A 19544-nucleotide genomic window follows, 5' to 3' on the forward strand; every position below is an offset into this window, starting at 1 on the left:
GACCCCAGCGTGACCCAGGCCTGACACGAACATGACGGCAGGCTGACCGGCCCGTTTCCTGACAATTGCGTCAGGTTCGAGTCATGCTGCTGACGGCGCCGGCGGTATAAATTCAGGAGGCGCCCCGTGACGGCGGCCGGCGCATCGAAAGCAAATCTCGAAGGAAACCCATGCGCCTGCTGGTAGTGGAAGACGAGCCCAAGACGGCTTCGTACATCAAGCGTGGGCTGACCGGCCTGGGCTACACCGTGGACGTCTCCGGCGACGGCGTCGACGGCCTGTTCCTGGCCCTGGAACACGAATACGACGGCATCGTCCTGGACGTCATGCTGCCAGGCCAGGATGGCTATGCCTTCCTGGAGCGCCTGCGCGCGCGCAAGCAGACGCCGGTGCTGATGCTGTCGGCCCGCGGCTCGGTGGACGAGCGCGTCAAGGGCCTGCGCAAGGGCGCCGACGACTACCTGCCCAAGCCGTTCTCGTTCACCGAGCTGGTGGCGCGCATCCAGGCGCTGCTGCGCCGCCGCGGCGGAAACGGCGTCGACATGACGCTGCTGCAGGTCGACGACCTGCAGGTCGACATGATGGCGCGCCGCGCCACCCGCGCCGGCCAGCGGCTGGATCTCACGGCCAAGGAGTTCGCGCTGCTCAGTCTGCTGGCGCGCCATCAGGGCGAAATCCTGTCCAAACTGATGATCGCCGAACAGGTCTGGGACATGAATTTCGACAGCGACGCCAACGTGGTCGAAGTGGCGATGCGGCGGTTGCGCGTCAAGGTCGACGCGCCCTACGAAAAGAAGCTGCTGCACACCGTCAGGGGCATGGGCTACCTGCTGGAAAGCCGCGACGAAACTGCGTCCGACGCCTCATGAGCCCCTCGATTTCGTCGCGCCTGGCGCTGATGTTCGCCTTGTCGGTGGCCTTGATCGTTTCCGTCTGCGCGGTGCTGCTGCAGGGCTCGCTCAAGATGTCGCTGCAACAGCAGATGGAAAACGAGCTGGAGCTGCGCCACGCCTTCCTGGACCCGCTGGTGATGTCGCGCGAGTCGCCCGCGATGTGGCCCAAGCTGGTCTCCCGGCTCGGCGCCATGACGCCGGACGACGGGCTGGACGCGCAGCACTGGATCATCAGCGACGATCCGCGCTACCGCTACGGCGGCCCGGCGCCCGAGGGCGTGGAGTGGAGCCGCGTGCCCGACGGCTTTTCGGTCCTGCCCGGCAACAAGGGCTGCTGTCCGCTGAACGTCCTCATCACCACCATCGGGCCGGCCGGCGACCGCCCCTCGGTGCGCCTGGTCGTCGCGCTGGATTCCACGCCGTACATGAAGACGCTGGGCGATTTCACCAGCGTGCTGATCGCCATCTCCATCGCCGGCGTGCTGCTGGTGGCCTTGCTGGGCTACGGCATCGCGCGGCTGGGGCTGGCGCCGGTGCGGTTGTTGAGCGGCCAGGCGCACGGGCTGGCGCCCGGCAACAACGGGCAGCGCCTGGACATCCGCCGCCTGCCGGCCGAGATCAAAGACCTGGCGGTGTCCTTCAATGGCGTGCTGGAGCGGCAGGAGGTGGCCTGGCGCCAGCTGGAGAGCTTCAACGCCGATGTGGCGCACGAACTGCGCACGCCGCTGACCAACCTGATCGGGCAGACGCAGCTCGGGCTGGCGGTGGGCAAGGACCGGCAGGAATTCAAGGAACTGCTGCAGTCCAACATGGAGGAGCTGGAGCGCATGACCTCCATCGTCAACGACATGCTGTTCCTGTCGCACGCGCAGGTCGGCAGGATGGCGATGGACCTGGGCGAAGTCTCGCTGCGCGAAGAAGCCGCCAAGACCGCGGAGTACGTCGAGCCGCTGTTCGTCGAGAAGGAACTGACGGTCCTTATGCAGGGCGACGCTCGCGCCTGCGTGGACCGCAGGCTGTTTCACCGGGCGCTGGCCAACCTGCTGGAGAACGCGGCCTGCTATGCCGATCCCGGCACCGAAATCGGCGTGACGATGCGCGAGCGGCAGGGCTACGCTTACGTCGAAGTCTCCAACCGCGGCGCGCCGATAGATCCCCAGATCCTGCCGCGCCTGTTCGAACGCTTCTTCCGCGCCGAGTCGGCGCGCAGCCAGAGCGGCAAGCACCACGGTCTGGGTCTGGCGATCGTCAAGGCGATTGCCTCGATCCACCGCGGCGACGTGTTCGTGCGCAGCGAGGGCGGAGTCAATACGTTTGGGTTTTCAATGGCGAGCGGGGAGGCGAGGGCGGGCGGGGAGTGAGGCTGGACCGCGCGTTCACAGGCCGAAATCTTCCCGAAGGCGGTCGATCCGGTGCATCCGTTCGTGGAGTGTCGTCACGATGCCGATATCGTTGTTGGAGAGCCGGCGCCAGTAGGCGAAGTGTTGCTCGTAGCGAAAAAAATAACCGTCTATGCCGAATTCGGCCGGTACGGGACCCGATGGCGTCTTGCGGGTTTCGATTCCGTCGAAAGCCTTGAACAGGCCGGTAATATAGCGGTCGGCCTGCTGAGTGCCCCAACGGTTCCGCGTATATCGATAGATCTCGTCGAGCCGGTAGGCCGCGGCCTCTTGGACTCGTATCCTTGTCTGCGCCACGCTGTCAGGCCCGGTTGCGCGCGATCACCTCGGCCGCTGACAGCGGCAGGTACGAAGATTCGGGAGCGGCGTAAGCAAGGGCCAGTTCCGCTTTCAAGCGGTCGGATGCCTCCTGTTCCACGCGCTCCTTGTCTCGTCGGATCAGATCGCGCACGTATTCGCTGACGTTCTCATAAGCGCCATGCTCGCCGACGTTGGCGGCGACGAAATCGCTAAGCGGGCCGCTAAGGCGGACCGTCATGGTCGTAGTGGTCTTGGGCATGATTGATTCCCATGAGGGATTTGTATTCAATATTATTAAATTTGAATACAACAACAAATCCTGGGACGACGCTTTGCCGGGCGGGGCGGAAAAGCAAAAAGGCCCAAACCGAAGTCTGGGCCTTTTCTGGAATCTGGAGCGGGAGACGAGTCTCGAACTCGCGACCTCAACCTTGGCAAGGTTGCGCTCTACCAACTGAGCTACTCCCGCGTGGGTTTCGTGCCATCACACTCTGCAATGCCGAAACCGGTTTCTTATTCACTCCGATCAACTTGGTTATCGATCGGAAGGCGCGCATTCTACATGATTTTTTTGAGCTTGTCATTTGATCTGTGCCGTCCAGTCTTGTTCACTGCACGGGGTGCGGATAAGACAAGGCAGGCAAAAGCCAGATCAAACACTCAATCAAGTAATATGAGCGAAGACAGAAACTATAGCATACACAGTCGTGCCCATGTCAAATTCCTTCGCTGACGCCGTCGCGCCGATTTCCATGTCTCCGGTCAGCCAGGATCTCACCCGGCTCAATACGCTGGGCCTGGCGTCGCGGGCCGAGGCCTTCGTCACGCTGGACGATCCGGCCCAGCTGCCGGCGCTGTCGCGCCTGGCGCGGCAGGCGTCGTCGCTGCTGGTGCTGGGCGGCGGCAGCAACCTGGTGCTGCCCGAGCGGGTGTCGGGGCTGGTGGCGCGGGTCGGGTTCAAGGGCGTGCGTCTGCTGCAGGCGGGGCCGGATGCCTGGCTGGTCGAGGCGGCGGGCGGTGAAAACTGGCATGGCTTCGTGCAGACCTGCATCGAACAGGGCTGGGACGGGCTGGAGAATCTGGCGCTGATACCCGGCACCGTGGGGGCGGCGCCGGTGCAGAACATCGGCGCCTACGGCGTCGAGCTGCAGGAGCGTTTCCACGGGCTGACCGCGTGGGACGTGCGCGAGGCGCGCTACGTCGACATGGACGCGGCGGCTTGCCGGTTTTCGTACCGCGACAGCGTGTTCAAGCATGACGAGCCGGGGCGCTGGATCATCGTGAGCGTGCGTTTCGCCTTGCCGCGGCCCTGGCGTCCGGTGCTGAACTACCCCGACCTGCAGCGCCATGCGCGGCTGGCGGCGCAGGCGCCGACGGCGCGCGCGATTTTCGACGCGGTGTGCGAAATCCGCCGCGCCAAGCTGCCCGATCCGGCGGTCACCGGCAACGCCGGCAGCTTTTTCAAGAATCCCATCGTGCCGGCCGACGTGCGCGACGCGCTGGCCGAACGCCACGCGGGCCTGGTGTCCTACGCGCAGCCGGACGGCCGCTACAAGCTGGCTGCGGGCTGGCTGATCGACCAATGCGGGTGGAAGGGGCGGGCGCTGGGCGCCGCCGGCGTGCACGACCGCCAGGCCCTGGTGCTGGTCAACCGGGGAGGCGCCGGCGCGGCCGACATCATGGCCCTGGCGCGCGCGATCCAGGAGTCGGTGTTCGGGCGCTACGGCGTGCGGCTGGAGCCCGAGCCGGTCGTCGTGTGATCCGGCTGGTTCCGGGCAGAAAAAAAGGACCTTTGCAGGTCCTTTTTTTTGTCGGGGCGCGGACTCAGAGGCCGAGCACCGATTGCATGTCGTACAGGCCGTTGTGCTTGTCTTCGAGGAAGCGCGCCGCGCGCAGCGCGCCCTGGGCGTAGGTGGCGCGGCTGGAAGAACGGTGCGTGATCTCGATGCGTTCGCCGACGCCGCAGAAGGACACGGTGTGATCGCCCACGATGTCGCCGCCGCGCAGCACGGAAAAGCCGATGGTGCCGGGCTTGCGCACGCCGGTGTCGCCGTGGCGGCTCCAGGTGGCGACGTCGGGCAGCGCGACGTCCCAGGCCGAGGCGATGGTCTCGCCCATCTTGAGGGCGGTGCCGGAGGGCGCGTCGACCTTGTTGCGGTGGTGGGCTTCGAAGACTTCGACGTCGTAGCCGGCGTTCAGGATGCGGGCGGCCATGTCGAGCAGCTTGAGCGTGGCGTTGACGCCGACGCTCATGTTGGGCGCGAACACGATGCCGGTCTTCTGCGCGGCGACTTCGATCGCGGCGCGGCCATTGTCGTCGAAGCCGGTGGTGCCGATGACGGCCTTGACGCCGTGCTTGACGCAGGCCTGCAGGTGTTCGAGCGTGCCTTCCGGACGGGTGAAGTCGATCAGGCAGTCGGCCTGGGCCAGCGCGTCGAGGTCGTCGGTGATGGCCACGCCCGTCTGCTTGCCCAGCGTGGCGCCGGCGTCCTGGCCCAGCGCGGTCGAGCCGGCGCGGTCGAGCGCGACCGTGAGCTCCAGGTCGGGGGCGTTCAGGACGGCGTCGATCAGCATCTGGCCCATACGGCCGCTGGCGCCGGCAATTGCAATACGCATGGCGGGGTCCTTGGAATTAGTTGAGCGGCTGGGGCGCGTTGCCCGGCTGGCCGGGGTATTGGTTCAGCGGGCTGACGGGCGCATCGGCCTCGCGCCGGCTCTCGGCTTCGTCCTGTTTCTGGCGGGCCTCGTCCTCGCTCAGGCGCTTTTCCGCCTTCTCGTCGGCGGCGGCGTCGGGCGTGTTGATCTGGTAGGGCTGCAGGTCGGGCTGCTTGTCGCCTTCCCAGCGGACCAGGCGGTCGTTTTCGAACCAGACGGTGAACTTGCGCTCCTGGGCGTCGCCGTAGCCGGGCTTGAAGTAGTAGGGGTAGTCCCAGCGATTGGCGTGCAGCACGCTGGTCAGCGTCGGGCTGCCCAGCGCGAAGCGCACCTGTTCCCGCGTCATGCCCGGCTGCAGCAGGGCGACCTGTTCCTGGGTGATCCAGTTTCCTTGCTGGACGGGGGCCTTGTAGGGGAAGCCCCACTTGTCGCCCGAGCATCCGGCCAGGGCGACGGCCAGGGCGGCGACGGCCAGGCCGGTCTTCAGCGAACGGGAGGGAATTCGTGCAATCATGGACACTACGCGCCCCTATTATTTGGAAGCAGACAAAACCGTTATCATAAAGGTTTCATAAGGATAGTTCCGCGTGGCGGCATGAATTCGGTGAGCCGGCTCGCGGTGAACCCATCCTTGCCCATGCCAACGCGGACGGAGAGCGATTACACCATGAGCGACCAAAGCGAATTGAAGAACATGGGTTTGAAGGCGACTTTCCCGCGCCTGAAAATTCTTGATATTTTCCGCAAATCAGACCAACGGCACCTCAGCGCCGAAGACGTCTATCGCGCCCTGATCGGCGAAAACGTCGAAATCGGCCTGGCCACCGTGTACCGCGTGCTGACGCAGTTCGAGCAGGCCGGCATTCTTGCCCGCAGCCAGTTCGACAGCGGCAAGGCAGTGTTCGAACTCAACGACGGCGATCACCACGATCACCTGATCTGCACGAATTGCGGCAAGGTGGTGGAGTTCTCGGATCCGGAAATCGAAAAGCGCCAGCAGAAGATTGCCAAGGACAACGCCTTTGCCCTGGAAAGCCACGCCATGGTGCTTTACGGCATCTGCGGCAGCTGCCTGAAAGGACGCTGATCCGATCCTCCGGCCCGTGGCTGCGCTCGCGGCGGGCCAGTGAGTTCCAAAACCCCTTCAAATTGAAGGGGTTTTTTTATTGCAGGCGGTATTGCCGATGGGTCAGGCCGGCGCCTGCCCGAAGCCCTGGAGCATCTCGCGCGCATGTTCGCGCGTGGTGGCGGTGAGCTTGATGCCGCCCAGCATCCGGGCGATTTCCTCGACGCGGGCCGACGGGTCCAGCTCTTCGATGCTGGAGCGCGTGGTGCCGCGCGATTCGGCCTTGCTGACCAGGAACTGGTTGTTGGCGCAGGCCGCGACTTGCGGCAGGTGGGTCACGCATAGCACCTGGTGGCGTTCGCCGAGTTCGCGCAGCAGCTTGCCCACGACTTCGGCGACCGCGCCGCCCACGCCGCTGTCGACTTCGTCGAAGATCAGCGTGGGCACGCGCGCGGCGCGGCTGGCGATGACCGACAGCGCCAGCGAGATGCGCGACAGTTCGCCGCCTGAGGCCACCTTGGCCAGGGCGCGCGGGGTGGTGCCGGCATGGCCGGCCACCAGGAATTCGACCTGCTCGTTGCCGTGGGCGGAGGGCGCGGCGGGCGCCAGCGTGGGCTCGAACCGGCCGCCCTGCATGGCCAGCGTCTGCATGGCCTGGGTGACCAGCTTGCCGAGATCGCGGGCGGTCTTGCGGCGGGCCGTGGTGAGCTTGGCGGCGGCGGCGTCGTACTGGGCCTGGGCGGCCTGCGCTTGCGCCCGCAGCGCCTCGACGTCGCCGGCGGCCTGCAGGGCCGCGAGCTGGGCGTGCAGGCTTTCGCGCAGTTCGCACAGGGCGTCGGGCTCGGTGCGGAACTTGCGGGCGGTCTCGAACACCAGGCCCAGGCGGCTTTCCACGGCGCTAAGGCGTTGCGGATCGAGATCGACGCGGCTGACGTAGTTGTTCAGGTCGGAGACGGCCTCGCTGATCGCGATGCGCGCGGATTCGAGTTCGTCGTACACCCCTTGCAGCCCCGGGTCGTGGCGCAGCATCTGCTGGATGCGCTGGTTGGCCTGGGTGACCCGGTGGTGCGCCGAATCGCCTTCGCCGTCCAGGGCTTCGAGAATCTGGCTGGCGCCGTCGAGCAGCGATTGCGCGTGCGACAGGCGCGTGTGCTCGGTCTGCAGCGCGTCCCATTCGTCCGGGCCGAGGGCCAGCTGGTCGAGTTCGTCCACCTGCCATTGCAGGCGGTCGCGTTCGGTCGCCAGGCTGGCGGCGTCTTTTTCGGCGGATTCCAGCTGGCGCGCCAGCGCGCGCCATTGCTTCCAGGCCTGCGACACGGCCTGGCGCAGCTCGCCATGGCCGCCGTGGGCGTCGAGCAGGTCGCGCTGCGCGTCGGCGCGCATCAGGCTCTGGTGCGCGTGCTGGCCGTGGATGTCGACCAGGCTGTCGCCCAGTTCGCGCAACTGCGCGACGGTGGCGGGCGTGCCGTTGATGTAGGCGCGGCTGCGCCCCTGGGCGTCGATCACGCGGCGCAAGGCGAGTTCGTCGTCGGCGTCGATCTCGCGTTCTTCGAGCCAGGCGTGCAGCGTCTTGGGCGTGTCGAAGACGGCGGTGATGTCGGCGCGCGCCGCGCCTTCGCGCAGCATGCTGGCGTCGCCGCGCTCGCCCAGCGCCAGCGCCAGCGCGTCCACCAGGATGGACTTGCCTGCGCCGGTCTCGCCGGAGAAGACGGTGAAGCCGGGGCCGAAATGGATCTCGGTCTGTTCGACGATGACGAAGTCGCGGATATGCAGGGTGCGCAGCATGTCGGGGCGCTTACTACTCTACGTTGTCGGTGGCCTGGGGCATCAGGTTCCAGTGCAGCTTGCGGCGCAGCGTGGAGAAGAAGCTGTAGCCTTCCGGATGCACGAAGCGGATGACGTAAGGGGCGCGCTGCACGACGATGCGGTCGCCCGGCTGCAGGTCGGACCAGGTCTGCATGTCGAAATGCACGCTGGCGCCGACCTCCACGCGGCCCATGGCCGTGAGCGTCATGTTGAGCACGCCCGTGTCGGGAATCACGATGGGGCGGTTCGACAGCGTCTGCGGGGCCACGGGCACCAGCACCATGGCGTTCATGCCGGGGTGCAGGATGGGGCCGTTGGCCGACAGCGCGTAGGCGGTCGAGCCGGTAGGGGTGGCGATGATGAGGCCGTCGGCGCGCTGCGTGTACATGAAGGCGCCGTCGAGTTCGACCCGGACCTCGATCATGCCGCCGCGCCCGGCGCGGTTCAGGACCACGTCGTTCAGGGCGGTGGCGGAATACATCTGCTGGTCGCCGCGCCACACGCTGCCTTGCAGCAGCGTGCGTTCCTCGATCTGGAAGCTGCCTTCGAGCACGCGCGCCAGCGCGCCGTGCGCGTCCTGCAGCGCGATGTCGGTGATGAAGCCCAGGCGGCCGTGGTTGATGCCGATCAGCGGCACGCCGTAGGGCGCCAGGTGGCGGCCCGCGCCCAGCACGGTGCCGTCGCCGCCCATGACGACGGCCAGCGAGGCGGTCTGGCCGATTTCCTCGAGCGTGGCCACGGGGTATTCGGTCAGGCCGGTATTGCGCGCCGTGTCGGCGTCGATGAGCACATGCCGGCCGGCCTGCGCCAGCGCGTGGGCGAGGGCTCTCAGCGGTGTGTCCAGGCCGGTGTCCTGGTATCTGCCGATCAGGGCGACGGTAGGAAAGTGCATGGCTGCTTGCGTATCCAGAAAGGGCGGGCGCGGGCCGAAATCCGCCCGGAATGTGCTATTAAGCCGATTATATGGGGCCGCATATTGGCTTGCGGGACAAAAATCGCCTCAATCGGAAAAGTTTCCCTAAAATACCTGTTATGGATGACCGTGCACGCGCCCTACTGAAGGCGTTGATCGAACGCTATATCGCCGATGGGCAGCCAGTCGGCTCGCGGACGCTATCGAAAGTATTCGATCTGTCTCCGGCCACGATCCGCAACGTCATGGCGGACCTCGAAGAACTGGGCCTGATCCACAGCCCGCATACCTCCGCCGGCCGCGTGCCCACGCCGCGGGGCTATCGCATGTTCGTCGATTCGCTGCTGGCGGTGCAGTCCTACCAGCTCGAGCCCCACAACATGGGCGAGATGCTGGCGGCGGCCGAACCCACCCGCGCCGTCAACGCCGCGGCGGCGCTGCTGTCGAACCTCACCCAGTTCGCCGGGGTGGTGCTCACGCCCAAGCGCGCGCAGGTGTTCCGCCAGATCGAATTCATTCGCCTGTCCGACAAGCGCGTGCTGCTCATCATCGTCACGCCCGACGGCGACGTCCAGAACCGCATCCTGTTCGTCCAGCGCGATTACTCCGAGACGGAATTGCTGGAAGCCGGCAATTTCTTCAACATGCATTTCGCCGGCAAGTCCTTCAACGTGGTGCGCCAGACCCTGTCGACCGAGCTGGCCCAGCTGCGCGAAGACATTTCGCGCCTGATGCAGGCCGCCGTCGAGGCCAGCGCCGAGGCGGCCGAGGACGGCGACGCCATGGTGATCTCCGGCGAGCGCAAGCTGCTCGACGTGACCGACATCGCCTCCGACATGGACCGGCTGCGCAAGATGTTCTCGCTGTTCGAGAAAAAAACCGACCTGCTGCAGCTGCTGGACGTCTCCAGCCGCGCGCAGGGCGTGCAGATCTACATCGGCGGCGATTCGCAGCTGGTGCCCATGGAGGAAGTGTCCGTCATCACCGCGCCCTACGGGGTCGACGGCAAGGTGGTGGGCACGCTGGGCGTGATCGGCCCGACCCGCATGGCGTACGAGCGCGTCATTCCCATCGTGGACATCACGGCGCGCCTGTTGTCCAACGCCCTCAGCCACAACCAGTAGGCCCATTCAAAACGACATCCTCCTTGCGGAGGAAGGGGAGTGTTTGTGTTTCTTCGCCTGTTCAAATACTTGTGGCCTGAACGGTATCTGCCCGAGCCCGAGCAGGACGACCCCTTCGACGAAGATCCGCCGCCGCGCGGGGCCGGGCGGGTCGGCGTGCTGCTGGTAAACCTGGGCACGCCCGATACGCCGGGCAGGAAGGACATCCGCAAGTACCTGGGCGAATTCCTGTCCGATCCGCGCGTGATCGAGATTCCCCGCTACCTCTGGAAGCCGATACTGCACGGGCTGGTGCTGACCATGCGGCCCAAGAAGCTGGAGCCGCGCTACGCCGGCGTCTGGCTGCAGGAAGGTTCGCCGCTGATGGTGTACAGCCGGCGCCAGGCCGACGGCGTGCGCGCCGCCCTGCGGGCCGCGGGCGTCGACGCCGTGGTCGAGCTGGGCATGCGCTACGGCAATCCTTCCATCCCGGACGCCATCGCGCGCCTGCGTGCCCAGGGCTGCGAGCGCATCCTGACCGTTCCGCTCTATCCGCAATACGCGGCCAGCACCACGGCCACGGCGGTGGACGCGGTCACCCGGCATGCCGGCCGGCTGCGCGACCAGCCGGAGCTGCGCTTCATCAAGCGCTTCCACGAAGAGCCGGCCTACCTGGACGCGCTGGCCGGCCATATCGAACGCTATTGGCAGGAGCACGGCAAGCCCCAGAAGCTGGTCATGAGCTTTCACGGCCTGCCGCGCTATTCGATCGAGCTGGGCGACCCTTACTACCGCGACTGCATGGAAACCGCGCGCCTGCTGTGCCAGCGATTGTCGCTGCCGCGCGCCCAGATCGAGGTGACTTTCCAGAGCCGTTTCGGCTCGGCCCGCTGGCTCGAACCCTATACGGAACCGACCCTCAAGGCGCTGGCCGCCTCGGGTACGACGGAGGTCGATGTGGTGTGTCCGGGTTTTGTGGCAGACTGTCTGGAAACCCTGGAAGAGATCAGCCTGGAATGCCGCGACGCCTTCATGGCGGCGGGCGGCAAGCGCTTCCGCTACATTTCCGCGCTCAACGACGATCCGGCCTGGATCGCGGGGCTGGCCGGCCTGGTGGAACGGCACTTGCAGGGATGGCCCACGCAGTCCACCGACTTGAAGGAGAAGGCGCATGCACCATGATCCCAAGACTGGCAAGACGGTAAAAAAGGGGACGGTTAGCACTCCGGTAGACGAGGATCAGGTCGAGCACGAACTCGACGAGGCGCTTGCGGAGACCTTTCCGGCCAGCGATCCCATTGCGGTCAACCCCGAGCCCGACGATGAAGAGGAGCGCATGGACCGCGCGCTCAAGGAGAGTTTCCCGGCCAGCGATCCCGCCGCGCCGGCGCAGCCTCCCAAGAAATAGCGGGGAGGCGTCGGGGAATATTTCGCTTTCCCGGGCTTGAAATAGGGGTATTGGCCCCCATTCATGTCTGCGAAAGCCATTCTTTTTGGAGGATTCCCCATGACGGCACCCCACGAGCCTGCGGACCAGGCGCCCGAGATCGGCCAGAACGCCGACGCGGCTCCCGCCGGACAGGACGCCGCGCAGGCCGAGCTGAACGAGTTGCGCGCCCAGCTGGACGCCGCCCAGGCTACCGTCAATGAACAGCGCGACCAGGTGCTGCGCGCGCACGCCGAAGTCGAGAACATGCGCCGCCGCGCCCAGGAAGACGTGTCCAAGGCGCGCAAGTTCGGCATCGAGTCGTTCGCCGAAAGCCTGGTCCCGGTGAAAGACAGCCTGGAAGCCGCCCTGGCCCAGCCCGACCAGACGGTCGAGGCGCTGCGCGAAGGCGTGGAAGTCACCCTCAAGCAGCTGTCGGCCGCCTTCGAGCGCAACCTGCTCAAGGAAATCGCGCCGGCGCAGGGCGACAAGTTCGACCCGCACCTGCACCAGGCCATTTCATCCATTCCCAACGAGCAGCCCGCCAATACCGTGGTGCAGCTGCTGCAGAAAGGCTATTCCATCGCCGACCGGACGCTGCGCCCGGCGCTGGTGGTGGTGTCGGCCGGCCAGGGCTGAGGCATCCCATGAACGATCCCCGCTTCGACCCCGCCCAGGTATTCCAGGTGTTCGGCATGCGTCATGTCGACTCCGATGGATTCGACCGGGCGGTGATCGAGGCGCCGGGAACGGATTTGCGCTGCGTGTTCCTGTGGGGCCAGGATTGCTACAACTGCAACCTGTTCAAGCAGGCCGCGCTGCTGCACCGGGAGACCCTGCTGGGGCTGGGCCTGACGTGGTTCGAGGCCGACGTCTACGCCGACGAACCCCTGGGCCGGCGCTTTTCCATGCATGGCGTCCCCACTTTTGTGCTGTATCGCGCCGGCAAGCGGCTGGGGCGTATCACCGGCTGGCCCGGGCTGCCCCAGTTCACCGAGGCGATCCGGCGCCAGCAGGAAACGGCCGCGGAAAATTCTGGCCCGGCGTCTTGAAAAACCTTACGGGCAGCCCCAGTTATGTGGGGACAAGACGTTTCCCCCTATTTACACAGATTCAATCAAGGTAACCCACCATGAGCAAGATTATCGGCATTGACCTGGGCACGACCAACAGCTGCGTGGCTGTCATGGACGGCGGGCAGGTCAAAATCATCGAAAACGCGGAAGGCGCGCGCACCACCCCCTCCATCGTCGCCTACATGGACGACGGCGAAACGCTGGTCGGCGCCCCGGCCAAGCGCCAGGCGGTGACCAACCCCAAGAACACCCTGTACGCGGTGAAGCGCCTGATCGGCCGCAAGTTCGAAGAAAAGGCGGTGCAGAAGGACATCAACCTGATGCCCTACGCCATCGTCAAGGCCGACAACGGCGACGCCTGGGTGGAAGTGCGCGGCAAGAAGATGGCGCCTCCCCAAGTGTCGGCCGACGTGCTGCGCAAGATGAAGAAGACCGCCGAGGACTACCTGGGCGAAGAAGTGACCGAGGCCGTCATCACCGTGCCCGCGTACTTCAATGACAGCCAGCGCCAGGCCACCAAGGACGCCGGCCGCATCGCCGGCCTGGACGTCAAGCGCATCATCAACGAACCCACCGCTGCCGCGCTGGCGTTCGGCCTGGACAAGACCGAAAAGGGCGACCGCAAGATCGCCGTCTATGACCTGGGCGGCGGCACGTTCGACGTGTCCATCATCGAAATCGCCGACGTCGATGGCGAGAAGCAGTTCGAAGTGCTGTCGACCAACGGCGACACCTTCCTGGGCGGCGAAGACTTCGACCAGCGCATCATCGACTACATCATCGGCGAGTTCAAGAAGGAACAGGGCGTCGACCTGTCCAAGGACGTGCTGGCCCTGCAGCGCCTGAAGGAAGCCGCCGAAAAGGCCAAGATCGAGCTGTCCTCGGCCCAGCAGACCGAAATCAACCTGCCGTACATCACGGCCGACGCCTCGGGTCCGAAGCACCTGAACCTGAAGATCACGCGCGCCAAGCTGGAAGCGCTGGTCGAAGAACTGATCGAACGCACGATCGAGCCCTGCCGCGTGGCCATCAAGGACGCCGGCGTGAAGGTTTCCGACATCGACGACGTGATCCTGGTCGGCGGCATGACCCGCATGCCCAAGGTCCAGGAAAAGGTGAAGGAATTCTTCGGCAAGGATCCGCGCAAGGACGTGAACCCCGATGAAGCCGTCGCCGCCGGCGCCGCGATCCAGGGTTCCGTGCTGTCGGGCGACCGCAAGGACGTGCTGCTGCTGGACGTCACCCCCCTGTCCCTGGGCATCGAAACCCTGGGCGGCGTGATGACCAAGATGATCCAGAAGAACACGACGATCCCGACCCGGTTCTCGCAGACCTTCTCGACCGCCGACGACAACCAGCCGGCCGTGACGATCAAGGTGTTCCAGGGCGAGCGTGAAATCGCCGCGGGCAACAAGGCCCTGGGCGAGTTCAACCTCGAAGGAATCCCGCCGTCGCCTCGCGGCATGCCGCAGATCGAAGTCACGTTCGACATCGACGCCAACGGCATCCTGCACGTGTCGGCCAAGGACAAGGGCACCGGCAAGGAAAACAAGATCACCATCAAGGCCAACTCGGGTCTGTCGGAAGACGAGATCCAGCGCATGGTCAAGGATGCCGAGGCCAACGCCGAGGAAGATCACCGCGTCGCCGAACTGGCCCAGGCGCGCAACCAGGCCGACGCGCTGGTGCACGCCACCCGCAAGTCGCTGACCGAGTATGGCGATAAGCTCGAAGCCTCCGAAAAGGAAGGCATCGAAGCCGCCATCAAGGAACTGGAAGACACGCTGAAGGACGGCGACAAGGCCGCCATCGACGCCAAGGTGGAAGCCCTGTCCACGGCCTCGCAGAAGCTGGGCGAGAAGATGTACGCCGACATGCAGGCGCAGCAGGCTGCCGGCCAGCAACAGGCCGCTGACAACGCGAAGCCGGTGGACGACAACGTGGTCGACGCCGACTTCAAGGAAGTCAAGCGCGACCAATAATGGCCAGGCGCTGACCTGCCTCTGCCGCCCGGTAGCCGGAGAAATCCGGCTACCGGGCGCACTCATTCTGTAGCACTGAAAAGAAGGCTCGATTCGAGCCCACGGATCATGGCAAAACGTGACTATTACGACGTTCTGGGCGTGGCGAAGAACGCCTCGGACGACGAACTCAAGAAGGCCTATCGAAAGCTGGCCATGAAATACCATCCGGACCGCAATCCGGACAGCAAAGAAGCCGAAGAGAAGTTCAAGGAAGCCAAGGAAGCCTACGAGGTCCTGGGCGATGAACAAAAACGCGCCGCCTACGACCGCTACGGCCACGCGGGGGTGGACCCCAACGCCGCCGGCATGGGCGGGGGCATGGGCGGCGGTTTCGCCGACGCCTTCGGCGATATTTTCGGCGAGATCTTCGGCGGCGGCGGCGGCCGTCGCGGCGGCGGTCCGCAGGTCTATCGCGGCGCCGACCTCAAGTACGCGCTGGAGATCACGCTGGAGCAGGCCGCGGCCGGCTTCGACACCGAGATCCGCGTGCCCAGCTGGGAAAACTGCGACACCTGCCACGGCTCGGGCGCCAAGCCCGGCACCTCGCCCAAGACCTGCCGCACCTGCGGCGGCTCGGGCGCCGTGCGCATGCAGCAGGGCTTTTTCAGCGTCCAGCAGACCTGCCCGACCTGCCACGGCAACGGCAAGGAGATCACCGATCCCTGCCAGGCCTGCGACGGCGTCGGCCGCATCCGCCGCAACAAGACCCTGCAGGTCAAGATTCCGGCCGGCATCGACGACGGCATGCGCATCCGCTCCAGCGGCAATGGCGAACCCGGCATCAACGGCGGGCCTCCGGGCGACCTGTATGTGGAAATCCACATCAAGCAGCACAAGATCTTCCAGCGCGACGGCGACGACCTGCACTGCGAACTGACCATCCCGTTCACCACCGCGGCCCTGGGCGGAGAGCTCCAGGTCCCGACGCTGGGCGGCAAGGCCGAGATCTCCATCCCCGAAGGCACCCAGTCCGGCAAGACCTTCCGCCTGCGCGGCAAGGGCATCCGCGGCGTGCGCGGCAGCTACCCGGGCGACCTGTACTGCCATGTCGTGGTGGAAACGCCGGTGCGCCTGAGCGACGACCAGAAGAACATCCTGCGCCAGTTCGAGGCCTCGCTCAACGACGGCGGCGACCGCCATTCGCCGCAGAGCAAGTCCTGGACGGACCGCGTCAAGGAATTCTTCAGCTGAGGCCGCGCCCGAGGCGCCAGGAACGCAAAAAGCCGCGACAGCCGTCGCGGCTTTTTCTTTGCGCGCAAGAAAAAACCGCGGCTTGCGCCGCGGTTCGTACTGCTACTGCTACTGCTACTGCTACTTCAACTTCGACTTCGACTTCAACTTCTATTGCTGCTACTTCTACTGCTACTTCAAGCGCCGCTGTCGCCGAAAAATACCGGCCTCAAGCCATGATGCCGCCTGAGGCCGGTCGGGCCACAGCAAGCAGCTCACCGGGCGATCGGCGGGTATTCCAGCTCGCCGAACGTGTATTGGCCGTTGGCCTTGGCCTGGGCCAGCTCGGCCTGGACCTCGGCGCGCGTGAGGCCGGCGGCAGCGGGCTTCGCGGCGGGCGGGTATTCCAGTTCACCGAACGTGTACTGGCCGTTGAACTTGGCTTCCTGCAGCTCGGCCCGGACCTGATCCGAACTCAGGCTGGCGGCCTGCGGCCGGGCGGGCGGATAATCCAGTTCACCGAAGGTGTATTGGCCGTTGGCCTTGGCTTCCTGCAGTTCGGTCGCCACTTGGGCGCGGGTCTTGGCCTGCTCGATGCCGGCTGCCTGGGCGCCGACGCCGGCCAGGGCCAGGGAAAGCAGGAGAGTGGTGGCTAGGGTTTTCATGGTTGACCTCCAATTCGTTTTGGGTGGGGACCGAATCCGGCGGCCTTCCGTCGTGGTTCGTTGTCTGTTCCCGATGACTGAATTCTGCGCGTTATCCCACCTGGGATAAACCCTGATTAGCTGAAAACATCTTTTCAAATTCATGGCTAATCGGATTTTATTTATCGATTGCCCCCATGGGTGGCATGGTGGCCATGAATTCAGACGGCTCCAGCGCGGGCCGGCAATAAAAAACCCGCCGGCGGGCGGCGGGTTGGAAGCCGGGAGGCGGGGACGGATCAGGGGGCGGCGTTCTTCTTGAAGTCGCCGGCCACCGCCGTGCTGAAGCCGTCGGCGCGCAGGTACTTGCGCAGGGCGGCGTTGACCGCCTCGGGCGTGAGCGCGGAGATCTTCTGGTCCATTTCGGCCGACCAGGCGAACGTGCGGCCGCGCTGCAGGTAGTCCAGCCAGGTGCTGGCCAGGATGTCGTCCTGGGCGCGGGCCAGGTTGCGGTAGTTCAGCAGCGCGTGCTTGCCGTCGGCGATTTCCTTGTCGGTGAAGCCGTCTTTCAGGACCCGGGCCAGTTCTTCGCCGATCGCCTTTTCCAGGCGTTCGCGGTTCTGCGGCGCGTAGATGGCGTACATGGTCCAGCTGGCGGTGGGTTCGAACGACGAGACCGACAGCGAGCTGCGCACGTTGTAGGACAGGCCTTCGGTCTCGCGCACCCGGTTCCACAGGCGCGAGGTTTCCGAGGCGCCGAACAGGTAGTTGGCCAGGTACAGCGCGGCGTAGTCCGGGTCCGTGTCCTGCAGCTTCAGCGGCATGCGCGAGATGTAGAAGGCGTTGGCCTTGTCGGGCGTGGCGATCTCGAACTGCTTGGCGGCGATGTCGCGGTACGGATTGGGCACGCGGGTGTAGGCGGGCGCCTTCTTCCAGCCGGCCAGGCCGGTCTTGAGCGCCTTCTCGACGGCCGCGGGCTCGAAGTCGCCGACGGCCGCGTATTCGATGTCGCCGGCGCCGTAGAAGCGCGAATGGAACTTGACCAGGGCGTCGCGGGACAGGCCCTGCGCGCTGGCCAGCGCTTCATCGAAGGTCGGCACGTAGCGTACGTCGTCGACGGGCCAGGGGTTGTCCTGGCGCGCCAGGGCGCGTCCGGCCAGGGCCGAGGGCTCGGTCATGGCGTTGCGGATCGAGGTTTCGAGCTGGCGCTGGTATTCCTCGAGCTGCTCTTGGGGGAAATTGGCGTTGCGCACGATGTCCAGCGCGAGTTCGGTGAGCGCGGGCAGGTTCTCGCCCTTGGTCGACATGGCGACCTTGAGCGTGGTGCCGCTGCCGCTGAAGCCCAGCTCGGCCTGCAGCGCGTCCAGGCGGTCCTGGATGTCCTGGCGCGACAGCCTGGGCGTGCCGCGCATCAGCAGATCGGCCGTGGCGTCGGCGTTCACGCGCTGACCGCGCAGATCCTTTTCGTTGCCGAACTGGATCAGCATCTGCGCCTGCACCCGGCTGCCGCGCGTGGCCTTGGGCAGCAGCGCCAGCTGCACCGGGCCGTTGGGCAGATCGAGCTTGCGGCGCTGGGTCAGCTTGTCGATGTTCTCGGGCGAGGGATCGAAGGCCGAGGCGGCCTTGAAGTCCGGGTCGCCCTTGTAGTCCTTGAACACGGCCGTCAGGTCCACGCGCTGCGCCTGCGGGGCGCGCACGGGTTTTTCCGTGGGGATGTAGCGGCCTTCGATGCGGTTGCTCTGGACCAGGTAGGCGGTGGCGGCCTGCTGCACTTCGGTCAGCGTGGCCTTGCGGGCGCGGTCGCGCTGCAGGAAAAAGAGGCGCCAGTCGCCGGCGGCGATGGCTTCGGACAGCGCCACCCCGACCTGTTCGGGATCGCTGTACGTCTGCTCCCAGGCGGTCAGCCACTTGCTGCGGGCGCGGTCCAGCTCCTGCTGGGTGAAAGGCTTCTTGGCCAGCGATTCCAGCGTGCCGGTCAGCGCCTTCATCGCGGCGTCCATGTCCTTGCCCGGGGTCAGTTGGGCGGCGAACATCGCCAGGCCCGGGTCCAGGTTCTCCATGGTGAAGCCGAACACGCCCGAGGCCAGCTTGGTCGGGACCAGGGCGTGGTACAGGCGGCCCGAAGGCGTGTCGGCCAGGATGGTGGCGGCCAGGTCCAGCGGCACGTAGTCGGGGCTGCCGGCGGCGGGGATGTGGTACATGGCGGCCACCAGCGGCGTGCCGCCGGCGCGGCGCAGCGTCACCGCGCGTTCGCCGTCCTGCGCGGGCTCGACGGTGTATTCGGGCGGCAGCTTGCGATCGGGCTTGGGCAGCTTGCCCAGCGTGGCCTCGATGTCGGCCAGCGTGGTCTGCGGATCGAACTTGCCGGCCACGATCAGCACCGCGTTATCGGGCTGGTAGTACTCGTGGTAGAACGCGCGCAGCTGGCCGATGTCGACGTTTTCGACGTCGGAGCGCGCGCCGATAGTGGTCTTGCCGTAGCTGTGCCACTGGAACGCCGCCGACTGCATCTTCTGCATCAGGATGCGGAAAGGGCTGTTCTCGCCGCTTTCCATCTCGTTGCGGACCACGGTCATTTCCGAATCCAGGTCTTCCTTGGCGATCAGGGAATTGACCATGGCGTCGGCCTGCCAGCCCAGGTACCACTTGAGCGTGTCGGGGTTGGCGGCGAAGCTGGCGAAGTAATTGGTGCGGTCGCTGGAGGTCGAGCCGTTGGCCTGCAGGCCGCGGCGCGAGAACTCGCCCATCGCGTTGCGCGTGGTCGAGGTGCCTTTGAACAGCATGTGCTCCAGCAGGTGGGCCATGCCCGTCTGCCCATAGTTCTCGTTGCGCGAGCCCACCAGATAAGTCATGTTGACGGTGGTGGAGGGCTTGGATTCATCGGGTACCAGCAGCACCCGCAGGCCGTTGGCCAGGCGGTACTCGGTGATGCCTTCGATCGAGGCGGCCTCCGAGACGCCGGCCGGCAGGCTGGCGGCCCCGGCCTGAAAGGCCAGGAAGGAGGTGAACAGCAGCGCGCCCAGCGGACGCGGCAGCTTCGACAGGGAAAGGCGCATGGCAGATAATTC

The 19544-nt window shown here is 65.9% G+C and carries 19 protein-coding genes and 1 tRNA gene; 11 read left to right on the plus strand and 9 right to left on the minus strand.

The genetic code is table 11. The features are described 5' to 3' along the window. Window positions 1-170: 170 nt before the first annotated feature. The gene (locus A6B37_RS17310) at window positions 171-869 is read left to right on the plus strand and encodes a heavy metal response regulator transcription factor (RefSeq protein ID WP_111826460.1); all 699 of its coding nucleotides are present in this window, start codon (window positions 171-173) and stop codon (window positions 867-869) included. Further along, window positions 866-2254 carry a heavy metal sensor histidine kinase gene (locus tag A6B37_RS17315; protein ID WP_111826461.1) on the plus strand — a complete coding sequence of 463 codons (1389 nt, stop codon included), beginning with the start codon at window positions 866-868 and terminating at the stop codon, window positions 2252-2254. The genes A6B37_RS17310 and A6B37_RS17315 overlap by 4 nt, the downstream gene beginning before the upstream one ends. Window positions 2255-2269: 15 nt before the next feature. On the opposite strand, the gene A6B37_RS17320 is transcribed toward A6B37_RS17315, so the two are convergent. The 3 genes from A6B37_RS17320 to A6B37_RS17330 all read right to left on the minus strand — a co-directional run bounded on the left by A6B37_RS17320 (window position 2270) and on the right by A6B37_RS17330 (window position 3062). Further along, the gene (locus A6B37_RS17320; protein WP_111826462.1) at window positions 2270-2590 is read right to left on the minus strand and encodes a type II toxin-antitoxin system RelE/ParE family toxin; all 321 of its coding nucleotides are present in this window, start codon (window positions 2588-2590) and stop codon (window positions 2270-2272) included. A gap of 4 nt (window positions 2591-2594) precedes the next feature. Continuing rightward, window positions 2595-2852: an addiction module antitoxin gene (locus tag A6B37_RS17325; RefSeq protein WP_111826463.1), complete on the minus strand. Its 258-nt coding sequence runs from the start codon at window positions 2850-2852 to the stop codon at window positions 2595-2597. A 134-nt stretch (window positions 2853-2986) separates the two neighbouring features. After that, window positions 2987-3062 (minus strand) — tRNA-Gly (locus A6B37_RS17330). Window positions 3063-3306: 244 nt separating this feature from the next. Here A6B37_RS17330 and murB point away from each other — a divergent pair. Further along, window positions 3307-4353 (plus strand): UDP-N-acetylmuramate dehydrogenase, encoded by a 1047-nt coding sequence (murB, locus tag A6B37_RS17335; RefSeq protein ID WP_111826464.1) that lies wholly within the window; start codon window positions 3307-3309, stop codon window positions 4351-4353. 64 nt (window positions 4354-4417) lie between these two features. Here murB and dapB read toward each other — a convergent pair whose 3' ends face one another. Further along, on the minus strand, window positions 4418-5209 hold the full coding sequence (dapB, locus tag A6B37_RS17340; protein WP_111826465.1) for a 4-hydroxy-tetrahydrodipicolinate reductase: 792 nt from the start codon (window positions 5207-5209) through the stop codon (window positions 4418-4420). Window positions 5210-5225: 16 nt separating this feature from the next. Next, complete coding sequence (locus A6B37_RS17345; RefSeq protein WP_102774195.1) at window positions 5226-5762, minus strand: outer membrane protein assembly factor BamE; 537 nt, start codon at window positions 5760-5762, stop codon at window positions 5226-5228. Between the two features lie 153 nt (window positions 5763-5915). Here A6B37_RS17345 and fur point away from each other — a divergent pair, with 153 nt between their 5' ends. Further along, entirely contained in the window at window positions 5916-6335 is a 420-nt protein-coding gene (gene fur, locus A6B37_RS17350; RefSeq protein ID WP_062679813.1) for a ferric iron uptake transcriptional regulator, read from the plus strand. A 102-nt stretch (window positions 6336-6437) separates the two neighbouring features. Here the strand turns inward: fur and recN are convergent, their stop codons facing one another. Together recN and A6B37_RS17360 are read right to left on the minus strand one after the other, a co-directional pair. After that, window positions 6438-8099: a DNA repair protein RecN gene (gene recN, locus A6B37_RS17355; protein ID WP_111826466.1), complete on the minus strand. Its 1662-nt coding sequence runs from the start codon at window positions 8097-8099 to the stop codon at window positions 6438-6440. 13 nt (window positions 8100-8112) lie between these two features. Beyond that, window positions 8113-9012, minus strand: coding sequence for an NAD kinase (locus A6B37_RS17360; RefSeq protein WP_102774197.1), 900 nt, complete (start codon window positions 9010-9012; stop codon window positions 8113-8115). A 140-nt stretch (window positions 9013-9152) separates the two neighbouring features. Here A6B37_RS17360 and hrcA point away from each other — a divergent pair, with 140 nt between their 5' ends. The 7 genes from hrcA (at window position 9153) to dnaJ (ending at window position 15853) form a co-directional block, all read left to right on the plus strand. Beyond that, entirely contained in the window at window positions 9153-10157 is a 1005-nt protein-coding gene (gene hrcA / locus A6B37_RS17365; protein WP_102774198.1) for a heat-inducible transcriptional repressor HrcA, read from the plus strand. Window positions 10158-10202: 45 nt separating this feature from the next. Then, window positions 10203-11318: a ferrochelatase gene (gene hemH, locus A6B37_RS17370; protein ID WP_111826686.1), complete on the plus strand. Its 1116-nt coding sequence runs from the start codon at window positions 10203-10205 to the stop codon at window positions 11316-11318. After that, complete coding sequence (locus A6B37_RS17375; protein WP_111826467.1) at window positions 11308-11544, plus strand: hypothetical protein; 237 nt, start codon at window positions 11308-11310, stop codon at window positions 11542-11544. The genes hemH and A6B37_RS17375 overlap by 11 nt, the downstream gene beginning before the upstream one ends. Before the next feature lie 99 nt (window positions 11545-11643). Then, window positions 11644-12201 (plus strand): nucleotide exchange factor GrpE, encoded by a 558-nt coding sequence (grpE, locus tag A6B37_RS17380; RefSeq protein WP_102774200.1) that lies wholly within the window; start codon window positions 11644-11646, stop codon window positions 12199-12201. 8 nt (window positions 12202-12209) lie between these two features. After that, window positions 12210-12614: a thioredoxin family protein gene (locus A6B37_RS17385; RefSeq protein ID WP_111826468.1), complete on the plus strand. Its 405-nt coding sequence runs from the start codon at window positions 12210-12212 to the stop codon at window positions 12612-12614. Window positions 12615-12694: 80 nt separating this feature from the next. Further along, window positions 12695-14620, plus strand: a complete 1926-nt coding sequence (gene dnaK / locus A6B37_RS17390; protein WP_102774202.1) for a molecular chaperone DnaK — start codon at window positions 12695-12697, stop codon at window positions 14618-14620. A 108-nt stretch (window positions 14621-14728) separates the two neighbouring features. Further along, the gene (dnaJ, locus tag A6B37_RS17395; RefSeq protein WP_043543720.1) at window positions 14729-15853 is read left to right on the plus strand and encodes a molecular chaperone DnaJ; all 1125 of its coding nucleotides are present in this window, start codon (window positions 14729-14731) and stop codon (window positions 15851-15853) included. Window positions 15854-16107: 254 nt separating this feature from the next. Here the strand turns inward: dnaJ and A6B37_RS17400 are convergent, their stop codons facing one another. Together A6B37_RS17400 and A6B37_RS17405 are read right to left on the minus strand one after the other, a co-directional pair. Continuing rightward, a complete protein-coding gene (locus A6B37_RS17400) occupies window positions 16108-16497 on the minus strand; it encodes a DUF4148 domain-containing protein (protein ID WP_111826469.1) in 390 nt (129 codons plus the stop codon). A 278-nt stretch (window positions 16498-16775) separates the two neighbouring features. Further along, window positions 16776-19532 (minus strand): pitrilysin family protein, encoded by a 2757-nt coding sequence (locus A6B37_RS17405; protein ID WP_102774204.1) that lies wholly within the window; start codon window positions 19530-19532, stop codon window positions 16776-16778. Window positions 19533-19544 lie beyond the last annotated feature (12 nt).

The organism is Achromobacter sp. HZ01 (assembly GCF_003267925.1).
Lineage (GTDB): Bacteria > Pseudomonadota > Gammaproteobacteria > Burkholderiales > Burkholderiaceae_B > Achromobacter > Achromobacter pulmonis_A.

Excerpts from the sequence above, each read along its gene's own strand:
- A6B37_RS17310 (WP_111826460.1), top strand. The coding sequence starts at position 171 with ATGCGCCTGCTGGTAGTGGAAGACGAGCCCAAGACGGCTTCGTACATC.
- A6B37_RS17315 (WP_111826461.1), top strand. The coding sequence starts at position 866 with ATGAGCCCCTCGATTTCGTCGCGCCTGGCGCTGATGTTCGCCTTGTCG.
- A6B37_RS17325 (WP_111826463.1), bottom strand. The coding sequence starts at position 2,852 with ATGCCCAAGACCACTACGACCATGACGGTCCGCCTTAGCGGCCCGCTT.
- murB (WP_111826464.1), top strand. The coding sequence starts at position 3,307 with ATGTCAAATTCCTTCGCTGACGCCGTCGCGCCGATTTCCATGTCTCCG.
- dapB (WP_111826465.1), bottom strand. The coding sequence starts at position 5,209 with ATGCGTATTGCAATTGCCGGCGCCAGCGGCCGTATGGGCCAGATGCTG.
- A6B37_RS17345 (WP_102774195.1), bottom strand. The coding sequence starts at position 5,762 with ATGATTGCACGAATTCCCTCCCGTTCGCTGAAGACCGGCCTGGCCGTC.
- fur (WP_062679813.1), top strand. The coding sequence starts at position 5,916 with ATGAGCGACCAAAGCGAATTGAAGAACATGGGTTTGAAGGCGACTTTC.
- recN (WP_111826466.1), bottom strand. The coding sequence starts at position 8,099 with ATGCTGCGCACCCTGCATATCCGCGACTTCGTCATCGTCGAACAGACC.
- A6B37_RS17360 (WP_102774197.1), bottom strand. The coding sequence starts at position 9,012 with ATGCACTTTCCTACCGTCGCCCTGATCGGCAGATACCAGGACACCGGC.
- hrcA (WP_102774198.1), top strand. The coding sequence starts at position 9,153 with ATGGATGACCGTGCACGCGCCCTACTGAAGGCGTTGATCGAACGCTAT.
- A6B37_RS17375 (WP_111826467.1), top strand. The coding sequence starts at position 11,308 with ATGCACCATGATCCCAAGACTGGCAAGACGGTAAAAAAGGGGACGGTT.
- grpE (WP_102774200.1), top strand. The coding sequence starts at position 11,644 with ATGACGGCACCCCACGAGCCTGCGGACCAGGCGCCCGAGATCGGCCAG.
- A6B37_RS17385 (WP_111826468.1), top strand. The coding sequence starts at position 12,210 with ATGAACGATCCCCGCTTCGACCCCGCCCAGGTATTCCAGGTGTTCGGC.
- dnaK (WP_102774202.1), top strand. The coding sequence starts at position 12,695 with ATGAGCAAGATTATCGGCATTGACCTGGGCACGACCAACAGCTGCGTG.
- dnaJ (WP_043543720.1), top strand. The coding sequence starts at position 14,729 with ATGGCAAAACGTGACTATTACGACGTTCTGGGCGTGGCGAAGAACGCC.
- A6B37_RS17400 (WP_111826469.1), bottom strand. The coding sequence starts at position 16,497 with ATGAAAACCCTAGCCACCACTCTCCTGCTTTCCCTGGCCCTGGCCGGC.
- A6B37_RS17405 (WP_102774204.1), bottom strand. The coding sequence starts at position 19,532 with ATGCGCCTTTCCCTGTCGAAGCTGCCGCGTCCGCTGGGCGCGCTGCTG.